17 protein-coding genes are annotated in these 22,368 nt (G+C 61.4%); 16 read left to right on the forward strand and 1 reads right to left on the reverse strand.

The genetic code is table 11. The annotated features are described in order from the left end of the window. Positions 1–73 precede the first annotated feature (73 nt). The 11 genes from dnaB to NBH09_RS05895 all read left to right on the forward strand — a co-directional run bounded on the left by dnaB (position 74) and on the right by NBH09_RS05895 (position 15,079). Complete coding sequence (dnaB, locus tag NBH09_RS05845) at positions 74–1,471, forward strand: replicative DNA helicase (RefSeq protein WP_117778659.1); 1,398 nt, start codon at positions 74–76, stop codon at positions 1,469–1,471. Positions 1,472–1,564: 93 nt separating this feature from the next. Then, a complete protein-coding gene (locus NBH09_RS05850) occupies positions 1,565–2,851 on the forward strand; it encodes an adenylosuccinate synthase (protein WP_118270591.1) in 1,287 nt (428 codons plus the stop codon). Positions 2,852–2,969: 118 nt separating this feature from the next. Next, a complete protein-coding gene (gene purD, locus NBH09_RS05855) occupies positions 2,970–4,274 on the forward strand; it encodes a phosphoribosylamine--glycine ligase (protein ID WP_250787329.1) in 1,305 nt (434 codons plus the stop codon). A gap of 21 nt (positions 4,275–4,295) precedes the next feature. Further along, entirely contained in the window at positions 4,296–4,991 is a 696-nt protein-coding gene (locus NBH09_RS05860) for an NUDIX domain-containing protein (protein ID WP_172622467.1), read from the forward strand. 82 nt (positions 4,992–5,073) lie between these two features. Continuing rightward, on the forward strand, positions 5,074–6,846 hold the full coding sequence (locus NBH09_RS05865) for an ABC transporter ATP-binding protein (protein ID WP_250787330.1): 1,773 nt from the start codon (positions 5,074–5,076) through the stop codon (positions 6,844–6,846). A 19-nt stretch (positions 6,847–6,865) separates the two neighbouring features. Continuing rightward, positions 6,866–7,831, forward strand: a complete 966-nt coding sequence (locus tag NBH09_RS05870) for a hypothetical protein (RefSeq protein WP_250787331.1) — start codon at positions 6,866–6,868, stop codon at positions 7,829–7,831. A gap of 207 nt (positions 7,832–8,038) precedes the next feature. Further along, on the forward strand, positions 8,039–9,478 hold the full coding sequence (carA, locus tag NBH09_RS05875) for a glutamine-hydrolyzing carbamoyl-phosphate synthase small subunit (protein ID WP_250787332.1): 1,440 nt from the start codon (positions 8,039–8,041) through the stop codon (positions 9,476–9,478). A gap of 1 nt (position 9,479) precedes the next feature. Further along, positions 9,480–12,794, forward strand: a complete 3,315-nt coding sequence (carB, locus tag NBH09_RS05880) for a carbamoyl-phosphate synthase large subunit (RefSeq protein WP_250787333.1) — start codon at positions 9,480–9,482, stop codon at positions 12,792–12,794. 333 nt (positions 12,795–13,127) lie between these two features. Continuing rightward, on the forward strand, positions 13,128–13,592 hold the full coding sequence (gene purE / locus NBH09_RS05885; RefSeq protein WP_006235810.1) for a 5-(carboxyamino)imidazole ribonucleotide mutase: 465 nt from the start codon (positions 13,128–13,130) through the stop codon (positions 13,590–13,592). Positions 13,593–13,627: 35 nt separating this feature from the next. Beyond that, entirely contained in the window at positions 13,628–14,626 is a 999-nt protein-coding gene (locus tag NBH09_RS05890) for a class B sortase (protein ID WP_250787334.1), read from the forward strand. A gap of 36 nt (positions 14,627–14,662) precedes the next feature. Beyond that, positions 14,663–15,079, forward strand: a complete 417-nt coding sequence (locus NBH09_RS05895) for a molybdenum cofactor biosynthesis protein MoaE (RefSeq protein WP_250787335.1) — start codon at positions 14,663–14,665, stop codon at positions 15,077–15,079. A gap of 106 nt (positions 15,080–15,185) precedes the next feature. On the opposite strand, the gene NBH09_RS05900 is transcribed toward NBH09_RS05895, so the two are convergent. Further along, positions 15,186–16,415: a putative ABC transporter permease gene (locus NBH09_RS05900; protein WP_148331752.1), complete on the reverse strand. Its 1,230-nt coding sequence runs from the start codon at positions 16,413–16,415 to the stop codon at positions 15,186–15,188. Between the two features lie 296 nt (positions 16,416–16,711). Here NBH09_RS05900 and NBH09_RS05905 point away from each other — a divergent pair, with 296 nt between their 5' ends. From NBH09_RS05905 to NBH09_RS05925, 5 genes are all read left to right on the forward strand, one after another. Further along, a complete protein-coding gene (locus NBH09_RS05905; protein WP_148331751.1) occupies positions 16,712–18,382 on the forward strand; it encodes an amidophosphoribosyltransferase in 1,671 nt (556 codons plus the stop codon). 157 nt (positions 18,383–18,539) lie between these two features. Continuing rightward, complete coding sequence (gene purM / locus NBH09_RS05910; protein ID WP_250787336.1) at positions 18,540–19,643, forward strand: phosphoribosylformylglycinamidine cyclo-ligase; 1,104 nt, start codon at positions 18,540–18,542, stop codon at positions 19,641–19,643. Continuing rightward, positions 19,633–20,334: a phosphoribosylglycinamide formyltransferase gene (gene purN / locus NBH09_RS05915; RefSeq protein ID WP_195361671.1), complete on the forward strand. Its 702-nt coding sequence runs from the start codon at positions 19,633–19,635 to the stop codon at positions 20,332–20,334. Before purM ends, purN begins: the two co-directional genes overlap by 11 nt. A gap of 152 nt (positions 20,335–20,486) precedes the next feature. Next, positions 20,487–20,951: a PTS sugar transporter subunit IIA gene (locus tag NBH09_RS05920; protein ID WP_117746187.1), complete on the forward strand. Its 465-nt coding sequence runs from the start codon at positions 20,487–20,489 to the stop codon at positions 20,949–20,951. Positions 20,952–21,136: 185 nt separating this feature from the next. Further along, on the forward strand, positions 21,137–22,357 hold the full coding sequence (locus tag NBH09_RS05925) for a peptidylprolyl isomerase (RefSeq protein WP_117877224.1): 1,221 nt from the start codon (positions 21,137–21,139) through the stop codon (positions 22,355–22,357). Positions 22,358–22,368: the final 11 nt, after the last annotated feature.

Below are 22,368 nucleotides of genomic sequence, written 5' to 3' on the forward strand. Positions count from 1 at the left end.
ATGATTGGCGGCGTGCGGCCCGTTTTGGGACCGTGGCTGATACTATGGATGCCCGCAAGCGATATGAATGAGGATGCTCATGGCATACGACGATAGGGAGACAGGGCTGACGGTCGAGGACCGTGGCTCCAAGTTGGGTCTTCCCCAAAACCAAGATGCAGAGGCCAACGTACTGGCCGCTATGCTGCTATCGCCCGAGGTGGTCGAGGAGGCCCAGGTCGAGCTGCAGCCCGATGACTTCTACCGGCCTATTCATAAGACCATCTACACCGCGATGGTCGATATGTACAACAGCCGCATTCCCATCGACTCTATCTCGCTGATCGATTACCTGCGCAGCATCAACAAGCTTGATGCCGTGGGCGGCGAGGCCTACATTTTGGAGCTGATGGGTCAGACCCTGTCGCTCGTGAACTGGCAGCACCATGCCGCCATCGTTCGCCGCGACTCGATGCTGCGCGAGCTGATCGGTGCCACCAACGAGATCAACGCGCTGGCCTATAACGCCCCTACCGACACCAAAGAGGTCGTGGAGCTGGCCGAGAGCAAGCTGCTCAAGGTCACGGCGCGCGAGGTTAAGTCGAGCTATAAGACACTGACCGAGTTTATGGTCGAGGCCTATAACGAGGCCGAGGAAGTGTGTAAGGCCGGTGGACAGGCCGCGGGCGTGCCCACCGGCTTCCCGTCGCTCGACCGCATGCTTATGGGTTTCCGCGAGGGCCAGCTCATCATTATCGGCGCTCGCCCTGCCGTGGGTAAGACGTCATTCGCTCTGAACCTGGCACTGAATGCCGCCGCTGCGGGCTATACCGTCGGCTTCTTTTCGCTAGAGATGTCGGGCAAGGAAATTGCCCAGCGCCTGATTTGCGCCTACGCCATGATCTCGATCAGCGACTTCCGTACGGGCCGCATTAGCCCCGAGCAGTGGGCCAATATCAACGAGGCCACGCAGACCTTGTCTAAGCTCGACATCCTGATTGACGATACGCCCGGCACCACGGTGACCGAGATCCGCGCCAAGAGCCGCCGCATGCTCCACAACAAGGAGAAGGCCATCATCATCCTGGACTACCTGCAGCTGGTGAGTCCTCCGCCGGGACGTCGCTCCGAGAGCCGCACCGTCGAGGTCTCCGAGATGTCGCGTGGTCTGAAAATTATGGCCAAGGAGCTCAAGATTCCGCTGATCGCGCTGTCACAGCTGTCGCGTCAGGTTGAATCCCGTACCGGCAAGCGCCCGCAGCTGTCCGACCTGCGTGAATCGGGTTCCATCGAGCAGGACGCCGATATCGTCATGTTCTTGGACCGATCCGCCGATGAGGCCGAGGCCTCGCGTGACGATCGACCCGACGAGGGCGTTACGCGTATCGTCGTGGCCAAGAACCGTTCGGGCCCGATCGGTGACGTCGACCTGATGTTCCTGCCGGCATCCACCAAGTTCTATGAGCTTGATGGGGCGCATACCGAGGAGTAGGACAGGCACCCGTTGCACGGGTATACTGGGAATGTTTTGTGCTTCTGCGTGCCGGCGTGGCGCGTAGACAGTCCATGAATGTAAGGAGTAAACATGCCGTCAACCGTTTTGGTCGGTGCCCAGTGGGGCGATGAGGGCAAGGGTAAGATCTGCGACCTGGTCGCCGGCGACTTCGATGCCGTCGTGCGCTATTCGGGCGGTAATAACGCCGGCCACACCATCGTCGTCAACGGCAAGAAGTACGGCCTGCACCAGGTGCCCTCCGGCATCATGTATTCCGACCATGTGTCGGTGATCGGTAACGGCTGCGTCGTCAACCCCAAGGTTGTCCTTGAGGAGATTGACATGTTCGAGGCCGACGGCATCACCACCAAGAACCTCAAGATCAGTGGCAATGCGCACATCATCATGCCGTACCACATCGATCTGGATGGCGCTTTTGAGCAGAAGCTCGGCAAGAAGAACATCGGTACTACCAAGCGCGGCATCGGTCCGTGCTACCAGGACAAGATGGCCCGCATCGGCCTGCGCATGCAGGACATGCTGGACGAGGCGCTGTTCCGCGACAAGCTGGAGACCGCTCTTGCCCGCGTGAATCCCGAGCTCGAGCTCATCTACCATCTGCCCACCTACACCGTGGACCAGATCTGCGACGAGTACCTGCCCATGGCCGAGCGCCTGCGCCCCTACATCACCGAGACGAGCCTGCTGCTCAACAACATGATCGACGAGGGCAAGGACCTGCTGTTCGAGGGCGCCCAGGCGACGCTGCTCGACATCGACCACGGCACCTATCCGTACGTGACGTCTTCTAACTGCACCGCTGGCGGCGCCATCACCGGCTCCGGCGTCGGTATGAAGAATGTCGACCGCGTGCTGGGCGTCATGAAGGCCTATATCACCCGCGTCGGTTCGGGCCCCATGCCCACCGAGCTTTCCTATGAGTCCGAGGCCGGCCACACGCTGACCGAGGAAGGCTATGAGTACGGCGTGACCACCGGCCGTCGCCGTCGCTGCGGTTGGTTCGATGGCCCCATCGCCAACTACGCCTCGCGTGTCAACGGCCTCACCGATATCGCCCTGACCAAGCTCGACGTGCTTTCGGCCTTCGACACCATCAAGGTGTGCGTTGCCTACGACGTCGATGGCGAGCGTTACACGAGCGTGCCCGAGCATCAGGCGCGCTTTGAGCATGCCAAGCCCATCTACGAGGAGCTCCCGGGCTGGAAGTGCGATATCACCGGTTGCCGCAGCTTTGACGAGCTGCCGCAGGAGGCTCAGGACTACGTGGCGTTTATCGAGGATCTGGCACACACCCGCGTGACGTTCATTGGCGTCGGCGCCGATCGCGAGCAGATCATCAACCGATTCTGGAAGTAATCGGCACTATTCGGTTATTGCGATATACCCCTTTGCAGCCCAAGCGGGCGGCCGAGGGGTATATTTGCTTGCAAAAGGCTCGCGCGGAGCGAGCCATTCATCCATAGAGGAGGCACCCTTGAAGGCGGACACTCAAACCATCGACATCCTGTTGTTGGGCAGCGGCGGCCGCGAGCACGCTTTGGCAGCTAAGCTCGCAGCATCACCGCGCGCCGGCAAGCTCTACATTGCGCCGGGTAACGGCGGCACCGCGAGCTGCGGCGAGAACGTGGTTCTCGACGATTGCGATCCTGCGGCCGTGGCGGCGTTTGCCCAGAGCCATGGATGCGGACTCGTGGTGATTGGCCCCGAGGCTCCGCTCGTGGCGGGCGTGGCCGACGCCGTGCGCGCGGCGGGTATTCCCTGCTTTGGTCCGGGTGCCGAGGGTGCCCAGATGGAGGGCTCCAAGCTATTCTCCAAGCAGCTCATGGAGCGTGCCGGCATTCCGACGGCCGCCTACGGCTCGTTTACTGACGAGGCTTCGGCTCTTGCCTATGTGCGCGAGCAGGGTGCCCCGCTGGTCGTGAAGGCTGACGGCCTGGCCGCAGGCAAGGGCGTTATCGTGGCGACTGAGCTCGAGCAGGCCGAAGAGGCCGTGCGCGAGTGCTTTGGCGGTACCTTTGGTGATGCCGGCAACACCGTTGTCATTGAGGAGATGCTGGTTGGCCCCGAGTGTTCGCTGCTGGCCTTTACCGACGGCAAGACCGTGCGCCCCATGGCCACCTCGCAGGACCACAAGCGCGCGCTCGAGGGCGACCTTGGCCCCAACACCGGCGGCATGGGCGTTTACAGCCCGGTGCCCATCGTGACCGACGAGGAGCACGCCACCATGGTGGCGGTCATGGAGCAGACCGTGGCCGAGCTTGCTGCCGAGGGTATCGACTACCGCGGCTGCCTGTACGGTGGCTTTATGCTCACCCCCGCCGGCCCCAAGGTGCTGGAGTTCAATGCCCGCTTTGGCGACCCCGAGACGCAGGTCGTGCTGCCGCGCCTCAAGAACGACCTGGTCGAGGTTATGCTCGCCTGCGCCAACTGCGAGCTTGATCAGATTGAGCTCGATTGGCGTGACGAGTGGGCTGTGGCCGTTGTCCTGACGAGCGCGGGCTACCCCGGCAGCTACGAGAAAGGCAAGGTCATCACCGGTATCGCCGACGCCGAGGCCATGGAGAACGTGACCGTGTACCATGCCGGCACCGCCGTGGTGGATGGCCAGCTTGTGACCAACGGCGGCCGCGTGCTTGCCGTGACCGCGCTGGGCGATACGTTTGAGAACGCTCGCAACCTTGCCTACGAGGCTTGCGAGAAGATTGATTTTGAGGGCAAGACCCTGCGTCACGACATTGGCCTGCGTGCGCTGCGCGGCCGCGACGCCTGGGATGCCTAAAATCCGAGAGGAATGAGACGGATGGACGAGAAGAACGAAGAGCTCGTGGACGCGCAGATCGTCGAGGAGGACAGCCGCATGTATGGGCACGCCGAGGGCGAGCCTGGTGGCGAGGTCGCTGACGAGCCGGCGCTGGTGCTGGGCGACGACGACCCGCACGATGCCGAGCTGCACGAGAAGATTCTTTCGGAGGAGTGCGCCTGGAAGGGCAAGATCCTCGACGTCCACCGTCTTGAGGTTGAGCTGCCCAACGGTCGCCGCAGCGCCCGCGATATCGTTCGCCATCCGGGTGCGGCGGCCGTTGTGGCGCTGACCGAGAGCGGCAAGATCGTACTGGTGCGTCAGTACCGCACCGCCATCGACCGCGTGACGGTCGAGATTCCCGCCGGCAAGCTCGATCCAGGCGAGGACCCGCTCGATTGCGCCAAACGCGAGCTGCATGAGGAGACGGGCTTTAGGGCCGGTCGCATTCGCTTTTTGACGTCGATTGTCACGTCCTGCGGTTTTTGCGATGAGATCATTCATATCTACCTGGCCACCAAGCTCGAGTTTGATGCGCCCAACCCCGATGATGACGAGTTTGTCAACGTGGACCTGGTGCCGCTGCACGAGCTGATCGACGCCGTGCTCGACGGCAAGATCGAAGACGCCAAGACCGTCGTGGGCGCCTTGGCCTGCGATAGCATCGCGCACCGCCTTGGGGGCGCGGAGCTTTAACGAGTGGGGATAGCCCTGGGACAAGTACTGCTGATTGCTTTGTCCCAGGGCCTTACGTTGCTGATATTTCTTTGAGGATCACATGCTGAAGAGGTTTCTTTCTTACTACGAGCCCCAGATGGGGCTTTTTGTTGCTGATACTGTTTGCGCTCTGGTGCTTGCCGCCATTGACCTGGCGTTCCCCATTATCCTGCGCAATTTGACCGGTGGGCTATTTACTCAGGGTCAGGCTGCCATTATGCAGGCGCTCGGTATGATCGCGGTGGGGCTGGTGCTGATGTATGCCGTCCGCTGCGCCTGCCGCTACTTTGTGAGCTATTGGGGCCACGTGATGGGCGCGCGTATGGAGTCCAAAATGCGCGAGGACCTGTTCGACCAGTATGAGCGCTTTAGCTTTGCGTACTTCGACCGCAACAGCTCGGGCGACATGATGAGCCGCGTGGTCAACGACCTGTTCGATATCTGCGAGGCGGCGCATCATGTGCCCGAGTGGATCATCATCTGCGGCATCGAGATTATCGGCTCGTTTGTGATCCTCTTTACCATCGCCCCGGTGCTGGCGCTCGCCATGGCCGTGGTGACGGCGGCGTTTGCGGTCATCATGTTTTGGCAGAACATGCGCATGCGCGAGGTCTTTAGCGACAACCGCAAAAAGATCAGCGGCATCAATGCTCAGCTGCAGGATTCGCTGGCGGGCATGCGCGTGGTCAAGAGCTTTGCCAATGAGGAGACCGAACGCTTCAAGTTCCGCGCCTCCAACAATCGCTATCTTTCGTCCAAGGAGAACATGTATCACGCCATGGGCGTCTATACCGCGACGTATGGCCTGCTCTCGGGTGTGCTCTATGTGATCGTGGTGCTGCTGGGCGGTTGGCTGGTTGCCCAAGGCCAGCTGCAGGCGGTCGATATGGCGACCTTCGCGCTCTACATTTCGCTGTTCTGCACGCCGCTCGAGACACTCGTCAATTCGGCCGAAACGTATCAGAAGGCTATCGCCGGCTTTAAGCGTATGGACGAGGTGCTCTCGACCGCGCCGGATATCCAGGACAAGCCGGGCGCTACGGATCTGCAGGTGACTGCCGGCGCCGTGGAATATCACGACGTGTGCTTTAACTACGAGGATGTTGAGCTGGGCGAGGGCGATGCCGACGAGCGTCCCGTTATCGACCATATGGACCTGTCCATCAAGCCCGGGCAGACCATCGCTTTGGTTGGCCCTTCGGGCGGTGGCAAGTCCACGACCTGTTCGCTGCTGCCGCGCTTTTATGACGTGGCCGCCGGATCCATTAGCATCGACGGCCAGGACGTGCGCGATGTGACGCAGCAGAGCCTGCGTCGTGCCATCGGCCTGGTGCAGCAGGATGTCTATCTGTTTGACGGCACGATTGGCGAGAACATCGCCTACGGCAAGCCGGGCGCTACGGCAGGAGAGATCGCCGAGGCCGCCCGTCGCGCCAACATCGATGCCTTTATCGAGTCGCTTCCACAGGGCTATGACACGGTCGTGGGCGAGCGCGGCAGCCGTCTTTCGGGTGGACAGAAACAGCGCGTTGCCATCGCGCGCGTGTTTCTCAAGAATCCCAAAATCTTGATCTTGGACGAGGCGACGAGTGCTTTGGACAACGAGAGCGAGGAGGCGGTCCAGGAGTCGCTCGAAGAGCTGGCACGCGGCCGTACCACAATCATCATCGCCCACCGTCTCTCGACCATTAAACACGCCGATGAGATTGCGACCGTTGAGCATGGTCGCGTTGTGGAGCGTGGCACGCATGAACAGCTTCTCGCCCGTGGCGGCACCTATGCCCGTTACTATCGAATGCAGTTCGAAGGTGCGCGTGCGCACGAGCTCGACTGATTGATATGACAGGAAGTTTATGGCTGACAAGAACCCTTTGACTCCGGAAGAAGTGACGGAGTTATTCTCCGAAATCGATGCATCCGGTGTCTTGGATCCCACGCTTGCCAAAAAGCGAACCGAGCGCATGCGTGAGAAGGAGGCTGCGGCCAAGCGCGGTGACAAAGCTGCGCTAGCGCAGCTGCGCAGTGAGGACCGCGCGAGCCAGGCAAAACATATCGACCCGCTGTCCGAGGACGATCCTTCGGGTTCGCAGGTGAGTCATACCATTACGAAGACCGCGATGGCCGTGGTCATTGGTATTTTGGTGCTGATCGTGGGCATGCAGATTGGCTACGGCGTGATGCGTCGTCTGAACACCGCCAACCTGTCCGAGAGCGTTTCGGTCGATACCGTTTCGACGGCGCTGAAGGGCGGCCTCGAGTGGGGCAACGGCTTTACGCAGTTCCCGCTCGACTTTACCGTCGATGAAGCCGATGAGCGCACGGGCACGGTCGAGGTGACGGTGTTGGACACATCGTCTGCCAACGAGCTCGAGCTGCTGTCCAACGGGCAGATTCAGGCCGCGGCGCTTGCGACCAACGCGTTGCTCAACGATAAGATCGACCGCGTGGTGTATAACGTGCATGCCTATATCGACGAGGATAGCAACATTCAGCACGATTCCTTCTTTGGCATGTTTCCCGCCCAGGGCCACCAGAGCGCCATTTTGACGTTCGTGTGGACCAAGAGCTCATTCAACGCCACGAGTATCGACTGGAAGATGCGCATCGTGAGTATGGATGACACCATCGCCGAGCGCATTCAGAAGCAGGTGAACTCGGTGTCGTCGTTGATTGAGGATCCGGTGGTGAGCCAGACCAAGATTGACGAGGAAAAGGCCGAACGTGACCTGGAGCATCGTCTGCGTGGTCGCGAGATTTTCCGCGGCGGCAAGCCCGACCGAACGCCGTCCGATCTGCTGGGACAGGACAAGAAAAAGTAAGACGCCATCATCCCGCGTGAGCCACAAGCCCCGCGGGATGATTTTTCTGGGACGGGGATTAAAAAATCATTATGCATAGAAAGTCATAATTATCATTTCGTAAACATTTCGATGAAATTAACGCCATGAGGCATGCTTGCGGTTACAATACCGCGAGGCCTAACTACACACCTTTAAGCCGGTCCTGTGAGACCGGGAAGGAGAACTATGGCGAACAACCATACTGCGGGCGCTGCCGCCCGCACCTTCGCGCCCAGCGAGCTTTGCCAGCGTATGCTGGCCAAAACCAGCAAGGGCACCTGCGGTCCCTGCATCCTGTATCTTGAGGATGGGACCATTTTTTATGGACGTGCATGCGGCGCCGAGGGCACCGCGACCGGCGAAGTCTGCTTCAACACCTCGCTCGAGGGCTACTTTGAGGTCATGACCGACCCGAGTTATGCCGGCCAAATCGTAACCATGACCTATCCGCAGATCGGCAATTACGGTATCGACGAGACCGACGTCCAGTCGGCCTTCCCCGGCGACGCCGTGCGCCCTGCGAGCGCTCCGGCTATGCGCGGCATGATCGTTCGCGACATGTGCGCCACGCCTTCTAACTGGCGCTCGGCCGTCAGCGTGCCGGAGTACCTGCGCGCTCACGGCATCGTCGCTATCGAGGGTGTCGACACCCGCGCCCTGGTGCGCCATCTGCGCGACAATGGTTCCAAGATGGGCATTATCTCGACCGAGATCTTCGACGTCGACGAGCTTGCCGAGCGTCTGGCCGCAGCGCCCACGCTGGTAGGCGAGAACCTGGTCAAGACCGTAAGTTGCCCCGCGCCTCACGAGTTTGTGGCCGCCGACCTGCCTGCCACGCATCACTTTGCGCTTGCGGCTGCCGCTCCTGCCCGTCACAAAGTGGTCGCCTACGACTGCGGTGTGAAGCGCGGCATTCTGGAGGGGCTGGTCCGCGCCGGCTGCGACCTTACCGTCGTGCCGTGGGATATGCCCGCGAGTGAGGTGCTCGACATGAATCCCGACGGCGTCTTTTTGTCCAACGGCCCCGGCGACCCCGACGCCGTGGTGGAGACCTACGAGCAGGTGCAGCAGCTGATCGGCAAGGTACCGGTCTTTGGTATTTGTCTTGGTCACCAGATGATCAGCTTGGCCTGCGGCGCCCAGATGGAAAAGCTTAAGTTCGGTCACCGCGGTGGCAACCAGCCGGTCATGAACCTGGTAAGCCGTCGCGTGGAGATCACCGCACAAAACCATGGCTTTGGCCTGCTGTTCCCCAGCTTGGGCAAGCTTGTCCCCGAGCTTTCCGGCGGCGAGACCGAGCATGCGGCCGATGAAGATTTGCGCGTTTGGGTGCGCCGCGGAATCGCGCCGGTCGTGATGAACGAGCGCTTCGGCCGCATTCGCCTAACACATGTGAACCTCAACGACGGCACCGCCGAGGGCATCCAGCTGCTCGACGCCCCGTGCTTCTCGGTCCAGTACCACCCCGAGGCCTCGCCTGGCCCCACCGATGCCCACTATCTCTTTACCGCCTTTACGCGACTCATGGACGGCGAGGAGAACTACCTGGACATCGACACCGCGAAGGACCGCCTGGCTGGCTGGAATTTCGCCGAGACCGCCGCGACCGAGACCGAGGAGAACTAACATGCCCAAGCGTACTGACATCAAGCGTATCCTCGTTATTGGTTCGGGCCCCATCGTTATTGGCCAGGCATGTGAGTTCGACTACTCCGGCGCCCAGGCCTGCAAGGTGCTCAAGGAGGATGGCTTCGAGGTCATCCTGGTCAACTCCAACCCGGCGACCATCATGACCGACCCGGGTCTTGCCGACCGCACCTATGTTGAGCCTATCACCGCCGAGTTTATCGAGCGCGTGATCAAGAAAGAGCGCCCGGACGCGCTGCTGCCCACGCTGGGCGGCCAGACCGGTCTGAACGCCGCCGTCGAGCTGGCAAAGGACGGTACGCTCGACAAGTACGGCGTCGAGATGATCGGCTGCGACCTTGCCGCTATCGAGCGCGGCGAGGACCGCAAACTCTTTAACGAGGCCATGGCCGAGATTGGCCTGGAGGTCGCGCGCTCGGGCTATGCCTACAGCGTGGCCGACGCCGAGACTATCGCCGAGCGCGTGGGCTATCCCTGCGTACTGCGCCCGAGCTTTACCCTCGGCGGCGCCGGCGGCGGCATCGCTCACACCCACGAGGAGCTCGTCTCCATCGTGAGCCAGGGCCTCGAGCTCTCGCCCGCCCACGAGGTGCTGGTCGAGGAGTCTATCGAGGGCTGGAAAGAGTATGAGATGGAGGTCATGCGTGACCACGCCGGCAACGGCATCATCGTGTGCTCCATCGAGAACCTCGACCCCATGGGCGTGCATACCGGCGACTCCATCACCGTGGCGCCGGCGCAGACGCTCTCCGACCTTGAGTATCAGCGCATGCGCGTGGCCTCGCTCGCCATTCTTGAGAAGATCGGCGTCGAGACCGGTGGCTCCAACGTGCAGTTTGCCGTGAACCCCAACACCGGCCGCCTGATCGTCATCGAGATGAACCCGCGCGTGAGCCGCTCGTCCGCGCTGGCCTCCAAGGCCACGGGTTTCCCCATTGCCAAGGCCGCCGCGCGTCTGGCCGTGGGCTATACGCTCGACGAGATCGTCAACGACATCACCAAGGCTACGCCCGCCTGCTTTGAGCCCACGATCGACTACTGTGTGGTCAAGGTGCCGCGCTTTGCCTTCGAGAAGTTCAAGGGTACCGACCCCACGCTCACCACGCGCATGAAGGCCGTGGGCGAGATCATGGCGATCGGCCGCACCTTTGAGGAGGCCTTTGGCAAGGCTATGCGCTCGCTGGAGGACGGCCACCAGGGCATTTGCGCCGGCGGCAAGGAAGGTGCCGATAAGCTGAGCGACGACGAGCTTGCTCAGGCCGTGGCAACCCCGACCGAGCATCGCATCTTCTTTGTGGTCGAGGCCCTGCGCCGTGGCTGGGACATCGCTCGCATCCATGCCATCTGCGGTATCGATCCGTGGTACCTCAACCGTATCAACGACATGGTGCAGGTCCAGGAGAGCATCCGCGGCCTGCGTGTGGAGGATATCGACGCCGACGCGATGCGCCTGCTCAAGCAGTACGGCACGAGCGATGCCGAGATCGCCGCGCTGACCGGCTCGGACGAGCGCTTTGTGCGCGCCTACCGCAAGGGCCTGGGCGTGGTTCCCAGCATGAAGACGGTCGATACCTGCGCTGCGGAGTTCTCGAGCGCCACGGAGTACCACTACAAGACGTACGAGAACATCTACCGCACGAGCCCGGATGCCAAGAAGTGCGTGGCTCCCGACGAGACCACGCCGGCGGACAAGCCCAAGGCGATGATCCTGGGCGCCGGCCCCAACCGCATTGGACAGGGTATCGAGTTCGATTACTGCTGCGTGCACGCGAGCTACGCGCTGGCGGCCCGCGGCTTTGAGACCATCATGGTCAACTGCAACCCCGAGACCGTCTCGACCGACTACGACACGTCCGACCGCCTTTACTTTGAGCCGCTCACCTACGAGGACGTCATGGACGTTATCGATGTTGAGCGCCCCGACGGCGTCGTGGTGACGCTCGGCGGCCAGACCCCGCTTAAGCTGGCGCGCATGCTCGAGGAGAGCGGCGTGAACATCATGGGTACCAAGCCCGATGCCATCGACTTTGCCGAGGACCGCGAGCGCTTCGCCGCTCTGCTCGACAAACTGGGCATCATGTACCCGCCGGCGGGTCAGGCCACCTCGTTTGAGGAGGCCGAGGCCGTTGCCGCACACATTGGCTACCCGCTGCTGGTGCGTCCGAGCTACGTGCTGGGCGGCCGCGGCATGATGATCGCCTACGATGCCGAGCATCTGCGCGATTACATGGCCGAGGCTGCGCGCATTAGCCCCGACTACCCGGTGTATCTGGATCGCTTCTTGGAGGGTGCGATCGAGTCCGATGTCGACGCCCTGTGCGATGGCGAAGAGGTCTACATCGGCGGCATTCTGGAGCATATCGAGGAGGCCGGTATTCACTCCGGCGACTCTGCGACCTGCATTCCGCCGTTCAGCTTTAGCGAGAGCCTGCAGGCGAAGCTCCGTGAGACCACGCGCCGCATCGCGATGGCGCTGGGCGTACGCGGCCTGGTCAACGTACAGTATGCCATCAAGGGCGAGACCGTTTACGTGATCGAGGCCAACCCGCGTGCCAGCCGTACCGTGCCGTTTATCTCCAAGGCCACCGGCGTGCCGCTGGCCAAGTGCGCGGCGCGTATCATGGCGGGCGATTCCATCGCGAGCCTGGGCCTGCCGAGCGACGAGCGCCAGCTGGACTGGTTCTGCATGAAGGAAGCCGTTATGCCCTGGGGTCGTTTCCCGGGCGCTGACGTTATCCTGGGGCCCGAGATGAAGTCGACGGGCGAGGTCATGGGTATCGCCAAGAGCTATCCCGAGGCATACGCCAAGACGCAGCTGGCGATTGACTACAAGCTGCCCGACCCGAGCGCCGGTAAGGTGTTCATTAGCGTGTGCGACCGCGACAAGCGTCATATCCTTTCGGTCGCCCGTATCCTGCGCTATCTGGGCTTTGATATCTGCTCCACCGAGGGTACGGCGCGCGTGCTGCGCGGCGGCAACGTGACGTGCGAGGTCGTGGAGAAGATTAGCGGCCCGCACGACGGCGAGCGTCCCAACATCGGTGACCTGATCGCCGATGGCAAGATTGCGGTAATCATCAACACGCCGTACGGTCCGGGCTCGCGTGGCGATGGCTACCTGCTGCGTACCGAGGCGGTGCGCCGCGGCGTGACCTGCGTGACCGCGATGTCTGCCGCCAACACGTACGTGAGTGCCATCGAGGCCGTGCGCGAGGACCAGCAGGGTCACGGCAGTGCCAACGACATGGGCATGGACGTCATCGCCCTGCAGGACCTGCCGCAGCACACGGTGTAGTGTGACCTGTCCGGCCGGGGCGGGAGGGGCTTTGCGCGATGACTAGGGCTGAATAAAAAGTGAGTGTGGGATCCGCCGTTCGTTCGAACGGCGGATCCCACGTTAATATTTCAGCCAACGTATGTCATGGCAATTCCCGGTAGGTCCCCGGGTGCCCCGCGGCGGGCTGGGTTTATTGTCTGAGCGACTTTGCGAAGCAAGGGGAGCGAAGATAAAAACCCAGCCCGACGCGGGGCACCCGGGGACCGCAGGGACGGGAGCAGCTATACTACTCTCAGTAGTTAAGGGTCGCGGATCCGCCGCGTCACCGCTCTCAACAGGAGGTCTTTGTTTATGGCAGATCAAAAGCCGGTTGTCGGGATCATCATGGGCTCCAAGTCCGATCTGGGTGTTATGGAAGGTTGCACCGCCGAGCTCGAGGCACTCGGTGTGCCCTATGAGCTCGTCATTGCGAGCGCACACCGCACGCCGGCGAAGGTCCACGAGTGGGCCTCGACTGCCGCCGATCGCGGTATCAAAGTGATTATCGCCGCCGCCGGCAAGGCCGCTCACCTGGGTGGTGTCGTGGCTGCCTTTACGCCGCTGCCGGTCATCGGCGTGCCTATGAAGACGAGTGACCTGGGCGGCATGGATTCGCTGCTGTCGATGGTGCAGATGCCTTCGGGCGTGCCCGTGGCCTGCGTTGCCATCAACGGCGCCAAGAACGCCGCCATCTACGCCACACAGATTCTGGGCGCTTGCGACCCCGAGTACCGCAAGGTTATCGAGAAGATGAAGCAGGAGATGGCCGACGCCTAGGCGTTCCGCCGTTTCACCGCAGTATAAGGAGAGCCATGTCCGACTATCAGGGAAAACGATTCAAGGCTTCTCAGATTCCCGATCCGTCGAAGCCGGGTGCTGCCCATGCGGCACAGCAGGGTCGGACATCCTCTCCTCAGCAGCCGCGCGCGCCGCGCCCCGTGACGCCGGCGACGCATCGTCGACAGGACGCGCCAGCCGCATATCGACCTTCATCTTATAGCAACGCTAAGAAGCCGCCCCGGTCTTCATCGCATGCCGCGCCGTCGGATTACACCGAGCCGCCGCGCAAAAAGCGCCGCTCCATTATTCCCATTCTGCTCATCATCATCGGCATCGGCCTGATTGTTGCCGCCGCTGCCATCTTTATCAATGCTCAGATTGGCTATAAACAGGCAAGCGATTCGTACCAGAAAATCGAGAAGCAATATGTAAGCGATAAGGACGCCAGCGGCGTGCCGATTATCGACTTCGATGCACTTGCCCAGACAAATCCCGAGGTTGTGGGTTGGATTTACGCGCCGGGAACCAACATCAACTATCCCGTGGTGCAGACCAACAACAACTCCAAATACCTCAACACGCTGTTCGACGGTACGGCCAATGCATCCGGGGCCATTTTCCTGGATAGCAATGACACCGCGCCGGGCATGGTGGATCAGCAGACCACGATCTACGGCCACCGCATGAACGACGGATCGATGTTCAATGTGATCTCGGACACGACCGATCAGGTGACGTTCGACAGCATAGAGTACGCGTATTACATCACGCGCGACGCCACCTATAAACTGCGACCACTGGCGACCAAAGTTGTCGAGGACACGTATGCCAAGGCGCGCACACCCAATTTTGAGGGCGACGACGGGCTCAAGAACTACCTGTCCGAGATGCTCGACGGTGCCTCTGCCGTGGCGAGCGATGCCACCGATCGTGCTGCTTCGGCAACCAAGGTCGTAACGCTTGTGACCTGTCGTTCGTTATCGCTGAGCAACACACGTGCCGTCATGGTGCTCACGCCGGTCGAGGAATAGATTATGGGCTACTCAATGACGGTGAAAGGAGAAATGATGCTTGAGAATGGCAAAACGATGCCTTCGGTTGATGCTTGGCTGCGCGAGGCCAAGGCCGATTCGTCGGCACCTGCGTGCGGTATGTATCTGACACATAACGGTGTGGTGCGCGCGACGCCCAAGGCCGAGGCGCGCGGTGTCGAGACCGATGGCGTGGCGCCGGGCCACAAGGTGGGCGGCATGGTGTTCGGCTACGACGCCAGCAAGGTGCAGGCTGCTATCGAGGCCACGCGCGCGATGCCAGGTATCGGCTATGTGCGCGTGTGGCTGGCGAGCGGCGAGCTTACCGTGGGCGACGACATCATGCTCGTGCTCATTGGCGGAGACATTCGCCCGCATGTGGTCGATGCGCTGCAGTCGCTCGTCGGCACCATCAAGAACGAGTGCGTGAGCGAGGTCGAGCGCGAGGCGTAAGGCCTCGTCGGCAATCCGAGTCTGTCTATAGCGAAAGCCCGCCGGCAGTTCATGTAGATCTGCCAGCGGGCTTTGATGTGTTGGAGCTATTTTGCTCTGGCGTTTGCTACACGCGTGTGGCGTCCTTGGGGCTCATGGTCATACTCTGAAAACGGTTCTCCATATATTCGTTATCGAAATGCTTGTCATAGAACTGTGCGACGGGAATATTTCGAACGGTTCCGTTGACGCGCTGATACCAATAGTCGAGCGATTGCAACGTCATGACGCCGTCGATCAACATGACGGCGGTCAGGATGACGGTAGCAGAGTAGCGGCGTTTCCATGGAATCATATTGATGAGCTTAAGCAGGCGCGGCAGCAAGACCTTGATCCAGATGAGGCCACCCAGGCCCCACATGCAGGCAAACGGCGTGCATGTGCGTCCCCCGGTCAATACCGCGATGGGATCGGGCATGCCGAATAGCCTAATGTGTGAATAGCTCCACGACACCACGCCAAATGAGGTCTGCATAAACCAGCCTACAAACACCTCGAAAGCGCCGCCGATCAGGGCACTTACCAGGAAAATGATCAGAGGATTCTTTTTATAGAAGCGGTTGAGCGCCATGGTCATGAGCACCGCGCCAAATCCGTAGATGGGGCTAAAGGGGCCAAATAGCATACCGGCACGGTCCTGATAGACGCCGGGATCGACGACGACCATATGCCAGACTTCCTCGAGAATGAGACCTAACACGCTGCAGACGAAGAATACCCAGAACAGGTTGAAGTAGTTGAGCTTGATGTAGCCCTCGCCGGTTTCGTCGCGGCCGAGCATCCCCTCGGCGGCGGCATCGCGGTCGAGCATCTCTTGCAGACGGCGCTGCAGTTCGCGCTCCTGGCGTAGCGTGGGGTCGACGGTGGCCGACAGCGCAATGAGGATGACAAGCTGGACGGCGGGGCGCAGCAGGAAGGGTCCGATGCCCTGGAGCATCACGTCAACTAAAAGCTCCACGACGGTAAATGCGATGAGGACGTAAGACAGGCGGGCGGCATTGCGCCGCTGGTCCTTGATGAGGTCCAGGCCAAAGACGATCAAGATGATCGCGCTTGCCGCCGAGAGCATAATGCCGGCGACGATAAGGCCAACCGCGACCAGGGTGTTATCACCGAGCTTAGCGGCGACGTTGCCGTTAATGAGTGCGGTGATGACCTGCCACATAAAGACGGCGACTGACGGGAGCGTGCCCACGCCAGATAGGGTGCACAGGACTGCGTAGACCTTGATGATAAGGGGGATCTTCTTGGCCTCCGTGGTGCTGGGGACACTGGGGTCGAGTTGATTTCGATCCATACGCTACCTTTCTCGTCTTGTAGTAGCCTACAAGGATACGCCGACGACCAGCTAAAAGACAGGACGAACGTCCCAATTGCAACAATGTAGCCCCTAGCGCGGGCGAGACACGGCGCACGGGAAGTCTTCGAGGCCGTTGCCCCTGAGAGTGGACTACCCAATAAAATGTTTGGTCGCAAAACGGATAATAAGCTCGGTGGGCTTTTAAAAAGCGCTGCTCATGCGCGGGGGAGCGCGTCGCGCCGTGCGTATAATAAGGCGGGTAACGCCAAAATACGAGGCTCTGAGGGGATGCCATGTCTCAAGAAACCATCCGCGCGGCCGAGCGTGCCGCGGGACAGGTGAACGCCATGTCGACGTATGATCCGGACTCTGACCAGCTGCATGAGGAATGCGGCGTTTTTGGTGTCTGGGCGCCCGATCGCGACGTGGCTCGACTGACGTACTTTGGCCTGCGTGCACTGCAGCATCGCGGCCAAGAATCGGCGGGAATCGCCGTTGGTGACGGCGGTACGGTTATGGTCCGCAAGGATCTGGGCCTGCTCGACCGCGTGTTCTCCAATGCCGACTTGTCGACGCTCTCCGGTCAGCTGGCCGTGGGTCATGTGCGCTACGGCACCGCCGGCGCCAAGAGCTGGGAAGCCTCTCAGCCGCACCTCTCTACCATCAATAGCGTCATTATCGCGCTCGCGCACAACGGCACCCTCGTCAACACCGACGAGCTGCGTCGTCAGCTGATCGAGCTGGGCGTACCGTTCCTCTCCAACTCGGATTCCGAGGTCGCGACCAAACTCATCGGCTACTTTACTCAGCGTACTGGCCATCTGCGCGAGGGCATTCGCAAGACCATGGAGCTCGTGCGCGGCGGCTACGCCATGACGCTCATCAACGAGCAGGCGCTCTACGCATTCCGCGATCCGCACGGCATTCGCCCGCTCGTGCTGGGCAAGCTGGTGGATGAGGGCCTGGACCAGGCCGATGCTGCATCCGTTTCGCAGCTGCCGTCGCAGGACGGCGCCGCGACGGTCGACGCCACCACCCATGTCACGCGCGCCGGCGGCTGGGTCGTTGCCTCCGAGACCTGCGCGCTCGATATCGTGGGCGCCGAGTACGTCCGCGACGTCCGTCCCGGTGAGATTTTGCGCATCAGCGCCGAGGGCCTTGTGTCCGAGCAGGGCGTGCCTGCCGCCGAAGAGCCTGCTAACTGCATTTTTGAGCAGGTCTACTTTGCTCGCCCCGATTCCATCATGAACGGCAAGAGCGTCTACGCCTGCCGTTATGACATGGGTCGTCAGCTGGCACATGAGGAGCCCGTCGAGGCCGACCTGGTCATCGGCGTGCCCGACTCCGGCCTGCCGCCCGCGGAGGGCTATTCGCACGAGAGTGGCATTCCCTTTGGCGAGGGCCTCATCAAGAACCGCTATGTGGGCCGTACGTTTATCGAGCCTACGCAGGAGCTGCGTGCCATGGGCGTGCGCATGAAGCTCAACCCGCTGCGCGACAACATCGAGGGCAAGCGCCTGGTCGTCATCGACGACTCCATCGTGCGCGGCACCACCATGGTGCAGCTCGTCAAGATGCTGCGCAACGCCGGCGCCAAGGAGATTCACATCCGCATCAACTCGCCCGAGGTCATCTGGCCGTGCTTCTACGGTATCGATACCGACGTACAGTCGCAGCTTATCAGCGCCAACAAGACGGTCGACGAGATTTGCGAGTACATTGGCGCCGATTCGCTGGCCTTCCTTTCGGTCGAGGGCCTGCTGAAGGTCATGCCCAAGGGCGGCTACTGCGATGCGTGCTTTACCGGCCGCTACCCCGTGGCGATTCCCGAGAGCTTTGGCCGCGATAAGTTCATGGAGGGCTTTAAGCCCCGCAACCTGGACAAGCCGCTGCACTTTGATGACGACGCCGTGGTCGAGAAATACGATGACCGCAGCTGGGAAGAGGAACACGGCGAGGCCTAAAACCTGCCAAAAAGGGACAGGTTTATTTTGGTAGGTTTTACCTGCTGTTTTGTTGATTGAGCGGCGCGCGTTGTTATGGCGCGCGCCGAAATGAACGCAACTATGAGCACCGTTTGGCGCCCGCGCGGCGCCACGGTAGTGGGAGAGGAAGGCTCAGATGAGCGATAGCAAGCATGTGACGTATGAGGATGCCGGCGTCGATACCGCCGAGGGCGGCCGCGCCGTCGACGCTATTAAGCAAATGGTTAAGGACACCAACCGCCCCGAGGTCATCGGCGGTATCGGTGGCTTCGGTGGCCTGTTCTCGGCCGCCGCGCTTAAGGATATGGAAGACCCGATTCTGATTAGCGGTACCGACGGCGTGGGCACCAAGCTCGTGCTCGCCCAGATCATGGACCGTCACGAGACGGTGGGCCAGGACCTGGTCGCTATGTGCGTCAACGACATTCTGGCTTCGGGCGCCGAGCCGCTGTTCTTCCTGGACTACGTTGCCATCGGTCACATCGAGGCCGGGCACATGGCAAAGATCATCAAGGGCGTGGCCGATGGCTGTAAGCTCGCGGGCTGCGCGCTCGTGGGCGGTGAGATGGCCGAGCACCCCGGCGTCATGGCTCCGGCCGACTACGACCTTGCCGGCTTTACCGTGGGCGTCGTCGACCGTCCCAAGATGCTCGACCCCGCAAACGTCCGCCCGGGCGATGTGATCCTGGGCCTGCCTTCCACCGGCGTGCACTCCAACGGCTACTCGCTCGTGCGCAAGGTCATCGGCGTCGACGGCATTAAGCCGGGCACGCCCGAGGCCGCCGCTAAGGCGGAGGAGCTGAGCCGTCCGCTCGAGGAGCTCGGTGGCGCTTCGCTGGCTGACGCCCTGCTGGCCCCCACGCGCATCTACGTCAAGCCGGTTCTTGAGCTGCTCCGCGGCGGCGCCAACGTGCACGCCATCGCCCACATCACCGGTGGCGGCATCACCGAGAACCTCAACCGCGCGCTTGCCGACGACGTCGACGCCGTGGTCACCCGTAACGGTGCCGAGATGGGCTGGGATGTTCCGCCCGTCATCACCTACGTGTCGCGCCAGGCCGAGCTCGCGCCCAACGAGGCATGCAAGACCTTCAACATGGGCGTTGGCCTGTGCCTGATCGTCGCTCCCGAGGACGAGGCCGCGGTGACCGAGGCCCTGGTCGCGCTGGGCGAGAAGCCGTTTCGCGTGGGCGAGTGCGTCGAGGGTTCCGGTAAGGTCGTGTACTCCGATGAGCGCTAACGAGCAGATGGCTGCCGCCAAGGGCCTGGACTTTGTGTCCTATACCCGTCCGACCGGCACCGATACGGCCGAGCCGCTCAAGATCGGTGTGCTCATCAGCGGTTCGGGTACCAACCTGCAGGCGTTGATCGACCTGATCGCCGCCGGCAAGCTCAACGCTTCGATTGAGCTTGTGGTGTCGAGCCGTCCTTCGGCTAAGGGTTTGCAGCGCGCTGAGCGCGCGGGCATCCAGACGCTCACGCTGTCCAAGGATGTCTACGCCGACCCTATTGCCGCCGACGAGATCATCGCGCACGAGCTTCTCGAGCGCGGCTGCGAGTATGTGGTCATGGCCGGCTACATGCGCATGGTGCACACGCCGCTGCTGGCGGCGTTTCCCAACCGCGTGGTCAACTTGCATCCGGCGCTGCTGCCGAGCTTTACCGGTGCGCATGCGATTGATGATGCCTTTGCGCGCGGCGTCAAGGTAACTGGCGTGACCGTGCATTTTGCCAATGAGATCTACGACAACGGCCCCATCATCGCTCAGCGTGCGCTGGCTGTTGAGGAGGGCTGGGATGTCGACACGCTCGAGGAGCACATCCACGCGATTGAGCACGTGCTGTATCCCGAGGTTGTTCAGATGCTCGCCGACGGCCGCGTCCACGTGCTGGAGAGCGGCAAGGTCGCAATTGACGCGCCTCGCGGCTAGCGGCGCACAGTACAATTTAGCCGAGTAGTCAGGGTGGTCATTGGCGCCAAGGCGCGCGTGGCCACCTTTTGTTTTGGGTAGTCATCGGGAACGGTCTTTAACGACTGGTCATTCAAGAACGTCGCAGGTGACTAGGTGAGAGAGGTGAGCGCATGGCGGATAACGAAGCGCTGTTTACGCCTGAGTTGGTGTTTTTTGATTGGGAGTGTGCGACGCCGGATGAGGTGTTCGCGCGGCTTGAGGGCGAGCTTGCACCACGTGGCTACATTGCATCCGGTTGGCTCGATGCCGTCCGCACGCGCGAGGATGCCTATCCCACGGGTCTTGCCATGCCGGCGGCAAACATTGCCATTCCGCATACCGATCCGGGGTTTGTGGCCAAGCCCTATATCGCGGTGGTGAAGCCCGCCGCGCCCGTGACATTTAACGCTATGGCTGGCATGGGCGCTCCGGTGTCGGCGCAGATCGTCATTAATCTGGGCATCGCCGAGCCGGGCGGCCAGGTCGAGGCCCTGCAGGCGCTCATGAATATCTTTATGGACGCCGATGCCGCAGCCGACGTGCTCGGCCAGACCACGTCCCAGGGCATGGTCGACGCCATCCGCCGTCACTTCTAAGGTGGGGCTGAGCCGGCACTTGGGAAGCCGGCACTTGGGGACTGTCCCTAACTGCCGGCTGCCAGAGCTGTCCCCTTTGCACCAAAATGGTGCAGATTAATCTGTCCCCAATGCACCAAGCGTGCCGCGGGGGCCGCGTTGTGACACAATGGCGTTTGTTCGATTCGTTATGCGAAAGGCCAACTATGGCAAATAAGAAAAAGAACCCTGCGCCCGAGCCGACGCCCGAGCAGCAGGCTCGCGCTGCCTCCAGCTCTCGCAAGAAGCAGCGCAAGACGTACGTGTCTAAGACCGTCAAGATCGTCCTGGTGGTCATCGGCGTGCTGGCGATGCTGCTTTCCGTCTCGGCGATGGCGTGCTCCGGCCTTATGTCGCAGGCCGAGGACGCCTCGGGCTACAAGCTGACCGGCGGTGTTGCTGCAACTATCAACGGCACCAACCTCACCGAGGACACCGTGACCAAGCAGATCATGAGCATGCGCACGTCCTACGGCTACACCAAGGATAAGGATTGGGCGCAGTATCTGGTTGACAACGACCTCACGCCCAAGAAGTACCGCAAGCAACTCATCGACTCCTACACGCAGCAGATTCTGCTTCAACAGGCACAGAAGGAGAACGGCGTGACGGTGTCTGACGAGGAGGTCGAGAAGGCTTGGAAGGACGCGTGCAAGAGCGCGGGCGGCGCCAAGGCCTTTAAGAAGACCCTCAAGACCTACGGCTATACCGAGGACACCTACAAGGACTCACTCAAGGAGAGTCTGGCGCAGCAGAAACTCAAGGATGCCGTCGCGCCCACGAGCAAGCCCAAGGACAGCGAGATTGTCGATTACATCAACGAAAACCTGTCCAGCTACAACGACGCCCGCCGCTCGTCGAACATCCTGATCAAGGTTGATTCTGACGCTTCCGACGAGGACAAGGCTGCCGCCAAGGCCAAGGCGCAGGAGTGCCTGGACAAGATCAACTCCGGTGAGCTGAGCTTTGAGGACGCCGTTGAGCAGTACTCCGAGGACACCGGTTCCAAGGAGAAGAAGGGCGATGTGGGCTGGGATAAGCTCACCACTTTCGTCGACAGCTACCAGACGGCGCTCGAGGGACTCAACAAGGGCGACGTGAGCGAAGTCGTCGAGTCGACCTATGGCTACCACATCATCAAGTGCACCGACTACTTCCATGTCGATAATCAGGTTGATGACATCAACCAGGTGCCCAAGGACATCAAAAAGTACGTCTCCAACGTGGTGAAGACGCAAGCGGCCAGCACCGCGTACAGCGAGTGGCTGGAGCAGTACAAGAAGGATGCCGACATCACCGTCAACCCCATGCCCAAGGACGTACCCTATAACGTGAGTCTGAAGGGTGTCACCAAGAGTTCGACCGACGATTCGTCGAAGACTGAGTAACCATGGGGCGG

This window comes from Collinsella sp. BG-O-102, assembly GCF_023656745.1.
Classification (GTDB): Bacteria; Actinomycetota; Coriobacteriia; order Coriobacteriales; family Coriobacteriaceae; genus Collinsella.

Bases quoted from the DNA above. Each gene is read 5' to 3' on its own strand.
- dnaB (WP_117778659.1), top strand. From the start codon at position 74: ATGCTCATGGCATACGACGATAGGGAGACAGGGCTGACGGTCGAGGAC.
- NBH09_RS05905 (WP_148331751.1), top strand. From the start codon at position 16,712: ATGTCTCAAGAAACCATCCGCGCGGCCGAGCGTGCCGCGGGACAGGTG.
- NBH09_RS05850 (WP_118270591.1), top strand. From the start codon at position 1,565: ATGCCGTCAACCGTTTTGGTCGGTGCCCAGTGGGGCGATGAGGGCAAG.
- NBH09_RS05865 (WP_250787330.1), top strand. From the start codon at position 5,074: ATGCTGAAGAGGTTTCTTTCTTACTACGAGCCCCAGATGGGGCTTTTT.
- carA (WP_250787332.1), top strand. From the start codon at position 8,039: ATGGCGAACAACCATACTGCGGGCGCTGCCGCCCGCACCTTCGCGCCC.
- purN (WP_195361671.1), top strand. From the start codon at position 19,633: ATGAGCGCTAACGAGCAGATGGCTGCCGCCAAGGGCCTGGACTTTGTG.
- NBH09_RS05925 (WP_117877224.1), top strand. From the start codon at position 21,137: ATGGCAAATAAGAAAAAGAACCCTGCGCCCGAGCCGACGCCCGAGCAG.
- NBH09_RS05890 (WP_250787334.1), top strand. From the start codon at position 13,628: ATGTCCGACTATCAGGGAAAACGATTCAAGGCTTCTCAGATTCCCGAT.
- carB (WP_250787333.1), top strand. From the start codon at position 9,480: ATGCCCAAGCGTACTGACATCAAGCGTATCCTCGTTATTGGTTCGGGC.
- purM (WP_250787336.1), top strand. From the start codon at position 18,540: ATGAGCGATAGCAAGCATGTGACGTATGAGGATGCCGGCGTCGATACC.
- NBH09_RS05860 (WP_172622467.1), top strand. From the start codon at position 4,296: ATGGACGAGAAGAACGAAGAGCTCGTGGACGCGCAGATCGTCGAGGAG.
- NBH09_RS05870 (WP_250787331.1), top strand. From the start codon at position 6,866: ATGGCTGACAAGAACCCTTTGACTCCGGAAGAAGTGACGGAGTTATTC.
- purE (WP_006235810.1), top strand. From the start codon at position 13,128: ATGGCAGATCAAAAGCCGGTTGTCGGGATCATCATGGGCTCCAAGTCC.
- NBH09_RS05895 (WP_250787335.1), top strand. From the start codon at position 14,663: ATGCTTGAGAATGGCAAAACGATGCCTTCGGTTGATGCTTGGCTGCGC.
- NBH09_RS05900 (WP_148331752.1), bottom strand. From the start codon at position 16,415: ATGGATCGAAATCAACTCGACCCCAGTGTCCCCAGCACCACGGAGGCC.
- NBH09_RS05920 (WP_117746187.1), top strand. From the start codon at position 20,487: ATGGCGGATAACGAAGCGCTGTTTACGCCTGAGTTGGTGTTTTTTGAT.